The 17205-nt window shown below is 48.3% G+C and carries 6 protein-coding genes and 1 pseudogene; 5 read left to right on the forward strand and 2 right to left on the reverse strand.

Annotated features, from left to right (window positions below; genetic code table 11):
- The first annotated feature begins 254 nt into the window (after positions 1 to 254).
- From gpmI to GPK90_RS14020, 3 genes are all read left to right on the forward strand, one after another.
- Positions 255 to 1799: a 2,3-bisphosphoglycerate-independent phosphoglycerate mutase gene (gpmI, locus tag GPK90_RS14010; RefSeq protein WP_215703263.1), complete on the forward strand. Its 1545-nt coding sequence runs from the start codon at positions 255 to 257 to the stop codon at positions 1797 to 1799.
- 171 nt (positions 1800 to 1970) lie between these two features.
- Positions 1971 to 2228, forward strand: coding sequence for a TM1266 family iron-only hydrogenase system putative regulator (locus GPK90_RS14015; RefSeq protein ID WP_118599001.1), 258 nt, complete (start codon positions 1971 to 1973; stop codon positions 2226 to 2228).
- A gap of 9 nt (positions 2229 to 2237) precedes the next feature.
- Entirely contained in the window at positions 2238 to 4715 is a 2478-nt protein-coding gene (locus GPK90_RS14020; protein WP_215703264.1) for an excinuclease ABC subunit UvrA, read from the forward strand.
- 26 nt (positions 4716 to 4741) lie between these two features.
- Here GPK90_RS14020 and GPK90_RS14025 read toward each other — a convergent pair whose 3' ends face one another.
- Together GPK90_RS14025 and GPK90_RS14030 are read right to left on the reverse strand one after the other, a co-directional pair.
- The gene (locus tag GPK90_RS14025) at positions 4742 to 5329 is read right to left on the reverse strand and encodes a hypothetical protein (RefSeq protein WP_215703265.1); all 588 of its coding nucleotides are present in this window, start codon (positions 5327 to 5329) and stop codon (positions 4742 to 4744) included.
- A 64-nt stretch (positions 5330 to 5393) separates the two neighbouring features.
- Positions 5394 to 6146, reverse strand: coding sequence for a LytR/AlgR family response regulator transcription factor (locus GPK90_RS14030; RefSeq protein ID WP_215703266.1), 753 nt, complete (start codon positions 6144 to 6146; stop codon positions 5394 to 5396).
- Positions 6147 to 6376: 230 nt separating this feature from the next.
- Between GPK90_RS14030 and GPK90_RS14035 the strand changes: the two genes are divergently transcribed.
- Both GPK90_RS14035 and GPK90_RS14040 read left to right on the forward strand, forming a co-directional pair.
- Positions 6377 to 13078, forward strand: coding sequence for a YDG domain-containing protein (locus tag GPK90_RS14035; protein WP_215703267.1), 6702 nt, complete (start codon positions 6377 to 6379; stop codon positions 13076 to 13078).
- 316 nt (positions 13079 to 13394) lie between these two features.
- Positions 13395 to 17205 (forward strand): annotated as a pseudogene (locus tag GPK90_RS14040) (hypothetical protein); the annotation flags it as partial.

Raw genomic sequence — 17205 nt, forward strand, 5'->3', positions numbered from 1 at the left:
ACGGAGAGAAAGAAGGCGGGGAGGATCGCGCAGATCAAGACTGATAAAATTATAACAATTTCTACTCCGAAACGGTTGCAGGAACGTTCTAATTGGTATAAAATATAGATGTTTCTGCGATGATAGTACCGATATCAAAGCGTTGGACGGAAAGCTCCGTTCCGACCGCAGAAATATGATTGCATTTATAAAGAGCGCAGGAAGCTGCCGTTTGGAGCGGGCTCCTGCAGTCACGCAATAAAGGAGAAAAAATCATGAGCAAAAAGCCAGTAGTGTTAATGATCCTCGATGGTTACGGACTGAATAAAACACATGAAGGAAATGCGGTATATGAGGCGAAGAAGCCGGTGATGGACCGCTTAATGAAGGAGTGCCCGTTTGTGGAAGGTCAGGCCAGCGGACTCGCTGTTGGACTTCCGGAGGGCCAGATGGGAAACTCTGAGGTCGGACATCTGAACATGGGCGCAGGACGCATCGTTTACCAGGAGCTGACAAGAATCACAAAATCCATTCAGGATGGAGATTTCTTCAAGAACGAAGAGTTCCTCGCAGTTGTTGAAAACTGTAAAAAGAACAATTCCGCACTGCACCTGTTCGGACTCTTATCCGACGGCGGCGTGCACAGCCATATCACTCATGTCTACGGACTCTTAGAGCTTGCAAAGAGAAACGGACTCGACAAGGTATTCGTTCACTGCTTCCTTGATGGACGTGATACACCGCCGGCATCCGGAAAGGATTTTGTTGCGGCTCTGGAAGAGAAGATGAAAGAACTCGGCGTCGGCAAGGTTGCATCTGTGATGGGACGTTATTATGCGATGGACCGTGACAACCGCTGGGATCGTGTGGAGCTTGCGTATAAGGCACTGACAGCAGGTGAGGGCAATAAGGGAACATCAGCGACGGCCCTGATTCAGGCGTCCTACGATGACGGAAAGACAGATGAGTTCGTTGTTCCGGCTGTCGTGACAGGAGAAGATGGAAATGCGATCGGAACCATTAAGGACAATGATTCCGTGATCTTCTTCAACTTCCGTCCGGACCGCGCAAGAGAGATGACCCGCGCATTCTGTGATGACGAGTTTACAGGATTTGCGAGAGCGAAGAGGATCAAGACCACCTATGTATGCTTTGTTGATTACGATGAGACGATCCCGAACAAACTTGTCGCATTCAAGAAAGAGACGATCAAGAATACTCTCGGTGAGTTCCTTGCTGCCCACGGGAAGACTCAGGCGAGAATTGCTGAGACAGAGAAATATGCCCACGTTACCTTCTTCTTCAACGGCGGCGTTGAGGAACCGAATCCGGGTGAGGACCGTATCCTCGTGAAGTCCCCGAAGGTCGCAACCTATGACCTTCAGCCGGAGATGAGCGCACCGGCCGTTTGTGAGAAGCTGACAGACGCGATCCGCTCCGGAAAATATGATGTTATCATCGTAAACTTCGCAAATCCGGATATGGTAGGCCACACAGGTGTTGAGAACGCAGCGATCAAGGCCATCGAGGCTGTCGACGAGTGCGTTGGAAAAGCAGTTGAGGCAATCAAAGAGGTTGATGGCGTGATGTTCATCTGTGCTGACCACGGAAACGCAGAGCAGCTGATCGACTACAAGACAGGAGAGCCGTGGACCGCTCACACAACAAACCCGGTTCCGTTCATTCTTGTAAACGCGGGCGAGGGCTACGGCCTCAGAGAAGGCGGCTGCCTCGCAGATATCGCTCCGACCCTGATTGAACTTATGGGAATGGAACAGCCGAAAGAGATGACTGGTAAGTCTCTGCTTGTGAGAAAGTAATAAAGGCTGGTGTGTTGTAAAACAGCGGCAGAAAATATGAAGAATGGTTCCGGCAGTGTGGACGCAGAGAGTCTGTATGCCGGGACTATTTTTTTGTGCACACTTGACATAAGGATTCCCGGCGCATTAAGATGAAGGAAATGATTTCGGACAGGACAGAAGGAGAGCAGTATGGAACAGGAAACAAGAATCGCGGTAGTGGGAATTATTGTGGAAGATAAAGAGGCTGTGGGGGAGATCAACAGAATCCTTCACGATTACAGCCCGTATATTATCGGAAGAATGGGACTTCCGTACGAGAAGAAGCAAGTGAACATCATCAGCGTCATCGTTGATGCCCCGTCTGACTGGATCAATGCGCTTTCAGGGAAGCTTGGAAAGATCAAGGGGATCAGCGCGAAGGTGATGTATTCGAAGAACGGGCAGTAGGGAGAAACTATGATCGAAAAAATCAAGATCCGCGGCGCACGGGTCCATAACTTGAAAAATATTGATGTGGACGTTCCTTTAAACAAGATCGTCGCCATCGGCGGAGTCTCTGGTTCGGGAAAATCATCCCTGGCTCTGGGTGTCCTCTACGCGGAAGGTTCCAGGCGCTACTTAGAGGCGCTCTCCACCTACACGAGACGCCGTATGACCCAGGCGGCGAAGGCACAGGTGGATGAGGCACTCTATGTCCCGGCGGCGCTGGCGCTTCACCAGAGGCCTGGGATCCCGGGGATCCGCAGTACCTTCGGAACAGGAACGGAGCTTTTAAACAGCCTGCGTCTCATGGTGTCGAGACTGGCGAGCCACCGATGTCCGAACGGACATTATATCGAACCAACCCTTCTTGTGGCGGCGGGAAAGGAACTCTCCTGTCCGAAGTGCGGGGAAAAATTCTACGCCCCGTCGGCGGAGGAACTGGCCTTCAACAGCCAAGGCGCCTGCAGGACATGCGACGGAACGGGAATCGTACGCACTGTTAACCGTGCGGCCCTGGTGCCGGATGAATCCCTTACCATCGATGAGGGCGCGGTAGCTCCGTGGAATTCCCTCATGTGGTCCCTGATGACGGACGTCTGCCGGGAGATGGGGGTGCGGACGGACGTGCCATTTAAGGATCTCACGGAGAAGGAAAAGAACATTGTATACAACGGACCGGCGGAGAAAAAGCACATCTTTTACCATGCCAAGAACAGCAATCAGGCGGGTGAGCTTGATTTTACTTATTATAATGCGGTCTACACGGTGGAGAATGCCCTGGCGAAGGTAAAAGACGAAAAGGGCATGAAGCGAGTGGAAAAGTTCTTAAAACAGGACATCTGCCCGGATTGCGGCGGTTCCAGACTCTCGGAGGCAGCGAGAGCGCCGAGGCTCCGGGGAATCTCCCTGGATGAAATGTGCCGAATGCCATTAAATGACCTCACGGAGTGGGTCCGCAGTGTGCCGTGGTCTCTTCCGAAGGAGATGCGCCCGATGGCGGAGAATATCTGCGCGTCGTTTCTAGAGGTGGCAAAGCGGTTATTAGACCTTGGGTTGGGATATCTCTCCCTGGACCGCGCCGCATCTACACTCTCCACTGGGGAACGCCAGAGAATGCAGCTCGCGAGAGCCGTGAGAAACCGCACGACGGGTGTCCTCTATGTGCTGGACGAGCCGTCTATCGGTCTTCACCCGTCGAATATCGAGGGACTCACCGGTGTCATGCATGACCTGATTGCAGACGGAAACTCCGTAGTTCTCGTGGATCATGACGTCCAGATCTTAAAGGAGTCTGACTGGATGATCGAGATGGGACCGGAAGCCGGGGCTGGCGGCGGAACCGTCATTGCGGAGGGGACCATCGGGGAGATCGAAGAATCGGGAAAGTCGGTATTGGGACCGTTCCTATCCGGAAAAGCGGATACCTGCACGAGAGTCCGGGCGAATCGGGAGAATATGTTTGAGTATGGAAAAATCCATATCTCCACCGGAAATATCCACACGGTAAAACCTTTGTCTGCGGATATCCCGAAAGGTCGGATGACCGTGGTCACAGGAGTTTCCGGTTCCGGAAAGACGACTTTCGTCTTAGAGAGTCTGATCCCGGCGTTATCCGCCATGATTCACGGCGAAAAACGTCCGGAACACGTCCATGAGATCCAGGCGGAGGGGATCCGTCAAGTGAAGCTCATCGACGCGGCACCCATCGGCACGAATGTCCGCTCCACGGTGGCGACCTATGCGAATGTCCATGATGAGCTGCGAAAGATCTTTGCGAGAACACCGGACGCGAAACGTCTTGGGTATAAGACCGGGGATTTCTCCTACAATACGGGAAAACTCCGCTGCCCTGGATGTGACGGAACAGGCGTGATCAGCCTGGATGTCCAGTTCCTGCCGGACGTGGAGATCCCGTGCCCGGACTGCCGCGGATCGAGATATTCGAAAGAGGCGGATCTTGTAAAGCACACGGATAAAAGGGGAGTTTCCCATTCCCTGCCGGAACTTATGGATATGGATATCAATACGGCGCTGGAGAATTGCAGGGATATGAAGATTGTCTCCCAGAGACTGCAGGTATTAAGGGATTTAGGACTTGGCTACTTGACTCTGGGCGAGGAGACCCCGAGCCTCTCCGGCGGCGAGGCCCAGCGACTGAAACTTGCAAGCGAGATGGGAAAAGCCCAGGAGGACACGGTCTTCGTCTTCGATGAGCCGACGATCGGTCTTCACCCGGCGGATGTCCAGGTGCTCCTCGGTGTATTCCAGACGCTGATTGAAAACGGAGCCACCGTCCTTGTCATCGAACACGACCTGGATGTGATTAAAAATGCCGACTATATCATCGACATGGGCCCTGGCGGCGGAGAACAGGGTGGCCGGATTGTTGCGTGTGGGACGCCGGAGGAGATCAAAAATGTGAAAGAAAGTGTGACGGGGAGATACCTGTAAGGTGGAGTACATATAATACAAGATATTTAGACGAAGTTACTTGTAAATAAAAATATATCCGCTATAATATACGAGCCATAAGACGTATGCTTACGAACAAAAAATGCATAGACGATCATGATCACCGCTATCTCGATCATTCCGAAAACAAGTCCAAATGCGAATATATCGGTTATTTTGTTGGAATCATCATTAGAAATAACGCCTTTCAGCTGGTTTTGGTCATCTAATAATAAGGTTAATGCTCTCTGATGCGGAAAATCTGTATCAAGATTCAATCCAAGTCTGGAGACATCATATTGATAGGAGCTGCCTTCTGTATACATTACCGTGGTTGGACTGGTTCGTACTCCTCCTTTAAAAGTCGTTGCATTATAAGCTGTCAGCAATTCATTTGTCTTCAGGTTCTGGATATGATGGCTTAATAGTACAGTGCCACAACAGATGATTATGGATATAAAGATCCAGAGAAGGCAGTGAAATATCATTTTCTTAAAGGCGTTTGTTACCTTTGCATAGGTTGCGTGATCTAAAGTTCTTTGCCCATAATCTAAAGCCGCTGCAACTTCATCAAAATTAATAGCAGTATGTAGAAATAAGCCTGCATTACTCATCAGCTATTCCTCCGTAGGATTTATTTTCGCTATCTGATACTCCAGGTTTTTGGTCTAAAATATTTTATGAATTCATTCCCTTCCGCATACAGGTAAACAGGTATTCCATAAATGCTTCCTTTGTCTCTTTTTTCTTTCGACGGCTGCAGAAAAGGCAGGAACCATTTTTTAGACGGACAGAACCATCCTCCTCCACAGAGATCACCTGCGAAAAATTGAGGAGGAGACTGCGGCCGCTCATATAAAAACGCCCGCCCTTTGGCAGCAGCGCCATTAGATCCGAAAAAGAGAGGCGCGTGGCAACGTCCCCTTTTAACGTGTGGATGATCAGGCGGTGATTCTGCGTTTCCGCGTATAAAAAATCATCCAGAAGAATCCGCTGGCAGGATGACTGTCCCTGTCCAAGGACAGCCTGAATCTCAATGTAAGCCGGTTCGGAAAGAAAGGTGCGGATCTCATTGAGGCACCAGTCCAGAGCGTCTGCATCCACCGGCTTTAAGAGATAGTCAAGCGGATGTACCCGGTATCCCTCAAGGGAATAATCCCGCTCATTGCTCACAAAGATAAGAGGGATCCGTGCGGCAACAGTTCGAAGCTTTTCGGCTGTTTCAATCCCGTTCAGACCGTTTTTTGCAAGCATAATATCCATAAATACAGCGTTGAAAAGACCGGGGCGGAAAGCCTCTAAAAATGCTTCACCGCTCTCATAGCAGGTAAAATCAGCCATTTCTCCATGCTCCTCGAAATTCTTCTGTATTAAATCGATCAGATGCTTCTGATCGAAAACGAAATCTTCCACAATAGCAATATGCATCATAATTGCAGCACTCCCTTCACCACGATGCTTCTGAACCAAATAGGTCGAGGTTTGACCATTTGCGTCGAGGTGGTTTTCAGAAAAACACGTAATTGATATACTATTAGTATAGAAGATTATGCGAAAAATGTAAATATTGCGGGAACTTGATATTTATCTCAGTCGAGAAGACTCCCGCCTCTTTCGGGTGGTGAGTAATAGCAAATTTGTCTCAGTGGGAGGAAAATGGTATGAGAAAAAAATCGAAACGAATTTTAGCAGCTGCATTGTCAGCTATATTAATATGGAATACATGTGAATGGCAGCCGCAGGCGTTGGCGGCCGGTTCGCTGCAGCGGATAGGGGCTGAAACGGAGGCAGATGATACTGCGGAAACAGCAGAAAAAGAAGCTGTATTAAAAAAATCTGCATTAAAAGCCTCTCCGTCGGATGCTTCTCCGTCGAATGCGGAAGTAAGAGATAACCGCGGCGAGTCAGGTGCAAACGGAGCACCAAACGGCACAGCAACAGGAGCAGAGACAAAAGCAGAGATAGAGGCGTTTCTGGAGCTGGATGAGTCCATTGCAGTGCAGAAGCTCTCTCTGGGTGCCAAAGAAAGCGATATCATCCTTCCGGATACTCTGGAGGTTCGGATGGAGCAGGAAACTTTAGAGGATATTCAAAAAGCAGAAGGCGAACAGCAGATAGATGCGGAAGCTGACACCGAAAAAGAAAGCTCGGAGACGGATGCAGATGAGGATATCAGCAGGATTTCCGGCGTGACCTGGAAGCTGGATATCAATGAGAGCGACTATCCGGAATTTCACGGCGGGATCTCCCCACAGGATTATTTTGAAGAATTTGACGAGGATGGAGAGCCTATCGAAACCTCCGATAAGACTTGGAATGGCTATTATGAGGCGAATCAGGACTACAACGGCTGTGCCTATGTCTACACACCGGTTCTGCCGGAGGAATATCCGGTGGGAGAGGAGGCAAAGCTTCCGGAAATCTGCGTTCTCGTAGGAGAGATGCAGCTGATGACTCTGGCAGGCGGGGAGTATGATCTGAATAATAACTATCTGAACATTAACAGCGATAACCGAAATGACTTTGATGGAAAAACCATAACCGGCAGCTATTGCCCGAGCACCCGGCCGAGTGATTATTTAAAAATCAAGGGCGGTATCACAATTGATAATGTTACGGTCAATCTGACCATTAAAGATGTAACGATCAAATCTGGTGGCGACGGTGCCAGAGGATGGGATCTGGCTGGTATTTACCTGAAAGGCAATGCCCAGCTGAATCTGACCTTAGAAGGAGACAATACACTTTTGGGGCTGGAGCATGGAGCCGGAATTGAGGTGGAAAAAGGGGCAACACTGGTTATTACGGAGAATAGTAACGGAAGCCTGAGGGCAGTGGGAGGTGCCTATGGGGCCGCCGGTATCGGAGGAAATGCCGATGCGGTCTCCTATTTCCATGGAGCTCTCGAAACAAAAGATTTCGACGGTACGAAATATGGGACAGGAACGATTATAATCAAGGGTGGAACCATTGCAGCTGAAGGTGGAGTTTATTGGGTTTCCGGAGTGACGGATTATCAAGGAGGAGCCGGAATCGGAACCGGTACCTATGGAATCGGCGGAACCATTAAAATACTGGGTGGAAGGATAACCGCAACAGGAGGAAAGAATACAGGAGCCGGAATCGGAGGCGGAACTGGTGGAGGTGTAGACACGATCGTGATCGACGGGGCGAATGGCGAAGCTCCCGATATAACCGTATCTTCTTATAATAGTGCGTGGGGATATCTGGGAGCAGCCATCGGCAGCGGATGGAATGGAGTGAGTGATTTAAAATTATCCTGTGGTGAGATCCAGATATTAAGTGGATCTGTGAAGGTAAAGGGCGGAAATATTGGTTATGGAGTGTTAAGGGATGTTAATGGAAATAGCATGAAAGGCGGCAGTGTCACTATTTCCGAGAAGGTGCAGCTGGAGCTGCCGCTTGAAAGCAAGATTGCTCCCCGGGGAGAATGCACCTACGGGAAAAAAACATTCCGGATCACCGCTTATGATAACCAGCTATCAGGTGGAACCTATCAGGCTGACATATCCCTGTATCGGGAGAATGATACAGAAAGAACAAACCCGGTTTATCAGACAAAGGCAGAAATGACCGTCTCCGGATTCATGGGAACGATACCGGATATAACCCAGTGGATAGGCCATTCCGGAAATATGCAGATGGTTGTAGAGCTGACGCCTTCCGGTGGTGGGACAGGTAAGACGATGGAGGGAAGGGTTGCTTTAAACAAAGGAATGGATGAAACCATCTCCGTCACACTTGGAAAAACCGCCTACCAGAAGACAATGGATCTGACCATCCATGATGGCCGTTTGAGGGATGGTAAGAAATATACACTGACAGCTCAAATCGGGGAAGAAGCAAGCGAAGGCGGCACTGCACCGGATGTAGTAACCTATTCATCTCAAAAAGCTTCCGGTTATCAGATAAAGACTGGTAATGTCAGCTGGTATACGCCTCTGTTCGGAGAGGTTCCGGTATCGGTTCAGGTACAGGAAGAAGGAGGGGAAGGAGAAAATACGAATAGCTTTACAGTAACAGGAACCCTCACGATGAAGTCAGAGGAGGAAACGAAGCTTTCTCTCACCATCGGAGAACCCCTGTATCCTGTCCGGTTCCACTTCTATTCATCAAAGGTGCAGGCGGCAGAGAATGTATCCCTGACGGCCGGCCGGCTGGCTGGAGCCTTAGAAGCTCCGGTGGAATTAAAGCAGAACGAAGGCCAGTTTGCCTTTGACGGGAAGCTTACAATCGATGCAGAAGCAGGCAATCATGCATATGCTCTGGCATATCTTCCGGCCGGAAATTACCAGTTTGTGATAAATACAGGCATCACAGAATTAGGCAGCTCCGGTGGAAGCTTTACCCTGAACAGCGAAACGGTAAAGGCTGAGGCTGCCGGAACGGATATTACTGTATTAAATGCGGCAGAGGCGCTGGCGGGAGAACTGGATCTTTCCCTTGGAGATATATCTTTTTCCGGGGCAGATGGTCAGCTGACCATTTTATATTCTAAAAGAGATGATTCCGGCCAGGTGGTTACAGCAAGGCTAATAGGCCAGTCCTACGAGAAATGCTATCGGATCACTTCATCTAAGCTGGTAGAGAATCATCTTCTCTCTGTGGATACACCAGCTTCCGAGGAATTAAAGCTCGTATTAAAGAACCTTACGATTACACCGGCAAAGGCTATCGCACCGATTCAGATAAACGGAAAGTCCCAGGTGACCACCTATCTGGAAGGGGAAAACAAGATTTCGATTAATATATCAGGGAAATCTTCATCTTCACCTGCCGGCATCAGCGTGGCGAAGGATGCAAAGCTTACGATTGACAAGGAACCGGAACAGCCGGGCTCCATAGAGGTGATCAATAACACAAAGGTAAGCAAGACGGGTGCAGCAATTGGAGGAAATGTAGAACAGGATGCAGGAATCATTCACATCCAGGGTGGAACTGTAATTGCAAAAATGACGTATTACAATTCTAGGGGAGCTGCCATCGGTGCTTCGGAAGGAAAAAGTGTAAAAGAAATACGGATTAGCGGAGGAACAGTAACTGCAGAAGCAACATCGTATGGTGCCGGAATCGGAACAGGAGGTGCTTCCAGCAATAATAGAACCGGTAAAATCGTGATAGAAGGCGGAACGGTGAATGCAAGCTCGTGGAATGGTGCCGGAATTGGAAGCGGTTATGGATATGCCCCTGGAAACTCAGCGATAACTGCTGAGATTGAGATTCATGGCGGAATGATTACAGCCTATTCTGAACAGGGAGCCTGCATCGGAAGTGGTTCGAATAGTTCGTCGAAGGTGCTGATTGACGGTGGTACTATATGCTTAGGTAATAAGAATTCAAATCAGAGAAAAGCTGCTCATATTGGAATGGGACAAAGTAATAATACACAGGCACAAACCGATGTGGAGATTTCGGGTGGAACGATCTGTTTGATAGGGGCGGATGGATATATACCGCGACCGATCATTTATGGCTGGGAACAGGTAGATGGAACATGGCAGAAGAATACACCAAAAGATGGGAACGGTAACCCGGTTTATTATACCACAGCGGATCTGACCGGTATCTATGAGAATAACGTACTGGTTGAAAAAGCAGATATTGAAGGAAGCTCCTACGGCTTTAAGGATGTCCGGACAGATTCCAGCGGAAAGCTCTATATGTACCTTCCGGCTTTGGAGGCAGTGAAAGCCTCCTTTGGCGGTGTGAAATTTACCGGAAAGGTTGAGGCAGGCAAGGATGAGAATGTATTAGAGCGTGAACAGACCACCATTGATTATCAAAAGGAAGTCCTGAAAAATACGGCTCTGTATGATCTTGAATATGCGGAATCTCAGGATGCCACAACCTGGACAAGAATCTCGGCAGGCGGCGCGTCTCTGACGCAAATTCTGGATAATCAGCCGGAGAATGTGACCGAGATTCCTCTGTATGTGCGCAAGGCAGCCGCAGGTTCCGCAGTGGCAGGCGAAGTAACCGAGATAAAGATTCCGGTAAGACCGAAAAAACCGGATCCGATAACAGATGTAACGAAAGGCAGCTACACTATCAAGGTAAATGGACAGCTCGATTCCAGTTACGAGTACGGAATTTCAAAATCCGTGGATGGTGAGCTTCAGTGGCAGTCGGAGAAAACGTTTAGGTCGCCGCAACCGGCTCACACGTATTACGTAACCCTTCGTGTGAAAGCAACAGACAACAGTTTTGCATCGAAGCCGGCTGAACGCTTATCGGTGACAACACCGGATGCATTACTGATCGACGGTCCCGCCGGCAAAGTATCCTTTGAAACGAAGGGAACCTATGGACAGACACTTGATCAGATTTCGGTACAACTGGCAGAAGGATTTCAGGTTGTTAATTATAGTAGATCACCGGTTTCTGGAACATGGAGCTTCAGTAAGGATCAGAAAGGAACGCTCGCTTCATCCATTTATCCGGAGGTAAAGGGAACAACTGCATATCAAGTAGAATTTATACCGACTGAGACATCAGAAGGGCAGTATGGAGAAACTTTGACCCAAAGTGTGACTCCGGAGATATCTCCGAAAGAGTTGACCGCAGTTATTACGACGCCTATTGAAAAAGACTATGACAGAAGTACCGGTATCGCATTAGAGGCGACGGTGGAGATAGAAATTCCGGGTCAGAGCTCGGGTCAGAGCTATACCATCAGCGGCCTGAAAGGAAGCTTTGAAGATGCCAATGCCGGAACCGGTAAGACGGTAACCATTGATTCCTCAGAGGCAAGGGTTGAGACGGGTGAGAGTGCAGTGAATCTGCAGAATTACCTTATCACATATCCAGCTCAGACCGGAACCATCCGTCCGATACAGGGTTCGATTTCAATCGATCCGGAAGCATGGAGTGGAGAAAAAACCTATGGAGATGACAGCTTTTCCTTGATGGGTGTGAATGTAGTGGGAGATGGAGCTCTGAAGTATGAAAGCTCCAATGAAAATGTTCTTACCGTGGACGAACAGGGTCAGGTGACCATCAAAGGTACTGGTGCCGCTGATGTAAGCATCACCATGGCAAAGGGAACGAATTACCTTGGTACAAGCACACCGGCAAAGGGAACGATCACCATTGAAAAAGGAACACTCACCCTTGCCTTAACGGCTGTGAACCGGAGTACCGGAGCGCAGCAGCCGGAAGGGATTCTCGGAACCTACGAGGATGATTTTGATATCATTGCAAGTATTCAGGGAGCGTATGGTGACAAGCTGCAGGGTAAGATCCGCTTCTATGATAATGGAAATCAGGTTCCGGATACGATCCCTGTAGGGGAAGCTGGAACTGCGGTTCTCAACCTGACGAAGCCGGGAGTCGCATCCGTAGGAACGCACCGGATGACAGCCGAGTTTGATTTTGACACTCATCAGGAGTGGGCGGCCAAATACAACACGCCTGCTCTGGCTGCATTTACATTTACGATCGGAAAGGTGGCTGCACCGCAGATCACCTGGCCGACGGCAGCGTCGGTGAAGGCGGGAAGTACTCTGAGTGACTCTGCCTTATCAGGAGGAAGCACCGAATACGGAAGCTTTGCCTGGAAGAATCCGGCTCAGACGGCACAGGCGGGCACCCATAGCTACGAGGTGGTATTTACACCGAATGAATGGGCATCCGCTCGTTATGAGATCGCAGCGATGACCGGTACGGCAGAAGTGACAGCAACGGAAGAAAAGCCGGACGAAACGGAAAAGCCGGGTGAAACGGAAAAGCCGGGTGAAACGGAAAAGCCAGGTGAAACGGAAAATCCGGGCGAAACAGGCAAGCCGAACGAATCGAAAAGAACGGATGATTCCGATGATTCGGATGAGCCGGAAAGACCGAGTCGCAACAACCAGTCCTCCGGACAGGATAAAACCTCCGGCAGCGGTGCAGTCAGCCACGATTCAGTCAAAGGAACGATCGACAGTATAACAGGAATTATCACAGGAGAAACAAACAGCTTTGTCAATGACGGAAAGAGCCATTGGATGATGGATGAGCATGGCTGGTGGTTACGCTTTGCAGATAATACCTATCCGAAGGGAAGCGTGCGTGATTCCGGTAGTGTTTCGCATTGCTGGGAGCAGATCAACGGAAAATGGTGGGCCTTTGATGAAACGGGTTATGCTAAGACAGGCTGGTTAAGAGATGAGGATTACGGCGGCTGGTTCTATATGGATCTGGAACACGGCATGCAGACCGGCTGGGTGCTTCTCGATGGAGCATGGTACTATTTTAACCCGAATTCCGATGGAAAGAGAGGGATTATGTACGCCGGACAAAGGACACCGGACGGATACTATGTAGATAAAAACGGTGTCTGGGACGGAAGAAGCAAGCAGTAAAGCGAGCTTCAAGCCGAACCTCCGTGAGACTTGGCGCGTGATTCTGGTCAGCGAAGCTGACATGCTTCTATCAGAATCACTGCGCATCTTCGCGGAGAGATGCTCTTGCACTAAGTATAGAATAATCCGGAATGGATCCGCAGGCTTTGGGAATCCTTCCGGATTTCTATTTATTTTTTTTTGTGCCAAAAAACAACAATTCGTGTGTATTTGCTTGACATGTCGCGCGGATTATTAAATAATGAAAGCAGAGCAATAGGCTGACTTTATGAGCGTACATTAAAGTGAAAAGGAATCAGAAAGGGGCGTTGTGGTAATGAAAAATACACGAAAAGCAGCTGCGGTCTGGCTGGCCATGTCGTTGGCAATATCGACAGCTTTTGGGAATACAGCATGGGGAGAGATCCGGCCGGATACAGAGAATAACCGGTGTGTCCATGTGCATACGGCAGAGTGCTACAAAGATGCAGACAAAACAGCAACTCCATCCCAGATCGGAAAGGAACCTACGGAATGTACCCACATTTGCAGCGTAGAAAGTGGCTGTATACGGGATACAGAGAAGGAAAATAATGAGAATGCCGACACGTTGGATGCTGTTGCTTCCAATACAGGCGAGGATGATTCTAAGAAAGAGCAAGCAGGAGAAAAAGCCGCAGACCGGAAGGATTCTTCTGGTAATGCAGATGAAAATAAAAACTTAAACGATGTGCCTGCTCAGAACGAGGCAGCACTTTCTGTCAGCACGCCATCCAATGCGAAAGATACCACAGCCACAGGTGGAACCGTCACACAGGTTTCACAGACGAAGATCCTGTCATGGTCATGGTTTGATCCGGAGGAAAATCTGCTTGATGGCAGACTGGAGCTCACCGGAATCACTGAGGAAGCTCAGCCATCCTTTACAGAGATCATCGAGTATTTACCATCGGCCATTATTGCCCGGGTAGAAGAAGGCAAAGACGGCGAAAACGTTGAAGATGGGGAAGAAAAGAATCTGCCAATCACCAACTGGAGCTGCCCGGAGTATGTGCAGGACGAAGAAGGCCGCTGGCCACTGGAAGGCACCTATGAGTTTAAGGCAGAACTGGAAGAGGGATATGAGCTGGCAGAGGGCGTGGATGCGCTGGTGGTGGAAGTGTCTGTGGTGGGAGACCAGACGGCGGTGATTGATGATGGATGGGATGTTTTACGTGTAAGCCCGGCTTCAGGAGAGGACTCCATAACACTTAAGTTTAATGGGACAGATTTTTGGAGTTATAATAATGGTTTTAATAATATAAAGAATCGGACAAATATAACGGTTGACTCTTTGGGACAAGGAAATGATGGTCAGTATAAATTTCGGTTAACATTAAATGATACTTCAGCAAGTAATATTACTATAGCTAGTGGAGACTGGGAAATCGTGTTAAATGGTAATAATCAGCTGGATGGGAAAGGAAAGTCTTGTGGTGGAATAGGACTTTACATTACTGGCTGGGGAACCCACGCAACAATTGTTGCAGGAACTGGAGATGCATCTCTAACTGCTAATGGCAATCAAACATCAGGTAGTGGTGATGGATCCTGCGGGATAAAGGTTGAAGCAAATTTAACAGTACAAAGTGGAAATGTTGTAGCGGTTATGAAAGCTACGGGTAAATTTAATGATGCGTCTGGAGCGATTTGTGTAACTGGAAATGGAACCTTAAATATTAATGGAGGGTCAGTTACTGCAAAAGGAAATGGAAAGTATGGTTTATATGCAACTGGAACAATTAATATGTCTGAAGGCAACTTTGAGATTACTGGAGAAAATAAGATAGCAGTGGACCATGAGCCAAATTCTAATTTTACACTTGCAGGTGGCACAATTAACATCACCTCCCCGACTGGTCATACGGGACTTAGTACAAAAGGCAACCTGACGATTAAAGGTGGGAGCATGAAAGTAAATATTCTTGAAATAGTGAATAATACTACAATGACAGTAGAAGGAGGAAGATTAGAGACTGGAGGAATAAAGATTGGAGATAATGGTAAGCTGATAAATAGAGGAGAGCTTATTGCAAATGGTAATTTTGAAGGAAATGGAACAATTGTAAATACTGGTACAATTAGTGGAAGTGGAAATGTGCCGGAAGGAAACAGAACAGATCCTGGTAAGATCACATTCACCCATCCTGCGGAGGTTCCATATAATGATGGATTGGTATTGAATGTCAAGGCTTGTGCGAATATTAAAAAGCCAGAGAATGCAGGTGCGTTGACATATGAAATTCTTAATGAAAGCACAGGAAAAGGAACTATTGATACGAATGGTCTTTTGACGGTTAAAAAGATAGGTACGTTTGTAATTCAGGTTACAACAGAAGGGACAGGAGTCTATACACCTGCAAAGCCGGTTACGATAACATTGAAGGTTACTCCGGGAACATTTCCTACTGGGTGGGACTTGAAGGTGGAAGCTGCTAAGGGTGTATATAATGGTGCAAAAGGATATCCAGCAGCTACAATCACAACAACTAATATACCAGCTGATGCGAAGTATGAATATCAACTGGCTGCAACACAGGATAGCAAGCAATTGTCAAACCAGTGGTTGTCAGAATGCCCTAAGATTATAAATGTAACGTTTGATCAGTATGTATTTGTAAAGGTAATAACGGATAATTACGAGTCGAAAGTATTTCGTTCCAAAGATCCAATAAATATTGAAAGACGTGAGTTTACGAAGGACAATGTGGCTGTAACGGTCAATCCACAAACGGTCGTTTATAATGGAAAAGTCAGAAATTCGGAAATAAAAGTAGAAGCGTTTGAAAATTGGTCAGATTCTTCTGGAAATAAAGTTGACAGCGCGGATTATACAATATTGGGTTGGACAGATAGGGATGGAAATCCAGTTAAAGAGTTAAAGGATGCTGGAACATATATCGTTCGACTGATGGGAGCTAAAAGAAATTACTGGGAAGGTGTGATGGACGCTTCATTTACAATCGAAAAGTGCAAATTAAAATCACAAATGACAGGAGGCCCGGTAGATAAAGTCTACGATGGGACTACGGATATTACAGAGGAACAGGGTGTGTTCGTTGAACTTTGGAATGATTCTGGTGTGCCTGATCTCCAGGATATTCATGCGGACCAGGTCCAATATGCATATCGGAGCGCAGATGTTGGAGAACACTATATAGATGCGACAATCATCACGTTAGCGGGTGATAAAGTGAATAATTATGAGCTGATAAACGAGACTTCATCACTGAAGGGCGTTATCAAGCCACGTGATTTCGCGTCCATGACGGTATCCGCAGCGCCGCTCACCTACAACGGCACCGAGCAGCAGCCGAAGATCAATGCTTCTGTGGAAACCGGACTTGAAAATGTTAGCCCGGATGCGGTATTTACCTATTCTATGGATGGTGTGGATTATCAGAGTGAGATCCCAAGCTTTACAGAGGCGGGAACGTATCTGGTATATGTGAAAGCGTCCATGGCGAATTTCAATGACGCAGTCAAAACCGTTGCGGTGACGGTGACTCCGAAAGAAAGTTCATCCGGCGGTAATTCCGGAAATAATTCCGGCAATAACACGTCCGGAGGCAGCGGCTCCAATAGCGGAAGCTCCGGAAGTGGCAGCTCCAGTTCAGACGGGGACAGCTCCGATTATGATGATCCGAACGAAAGTAGTGTTAAAGTAACCCCGAATCCGTCCAACAAGGTTACAAAGGACAGTCAGAAGGGCTACAGAAATGTGGAACAGGGCATCATCACCGGCACAGCCAATCAGACCGTGAACGATGGCTACAGCCATTGGATGAAGGACGCCAAAGGCTGGTGGCTTCGCTTTAGTGACGGTACATGGCCAATGGCCGACCGCACCGGCGCATATCATTGGGAGAAGATCAACGGAAAATGGTGGGCCTTTGATGAAATGGGTTATGCTAAAACAGGCTGGTTAAGGGATGAGAATTACGGCGGCTGGTTCTATATGGATCCGGAACACGGCATGCAGACCGGTTGGATGCTTCTCAATGGAGTCTGGTACTATTTTAACCCGATTTCCGATGGAAAGAGAGGGATTATGTACGCCGGACAAAGGACACCGGACGGATACTATGTAGATAAAAACGGTGTCTGGG

The sequence above is a fragment of the Clostridium sp. MCC344 genome, from assembly GCF_018785365.1.
GTDB lineage: Bacteria > Bacillota > Clostridia > Lachnospirales > Lachnospiraceae > Pilosibacter.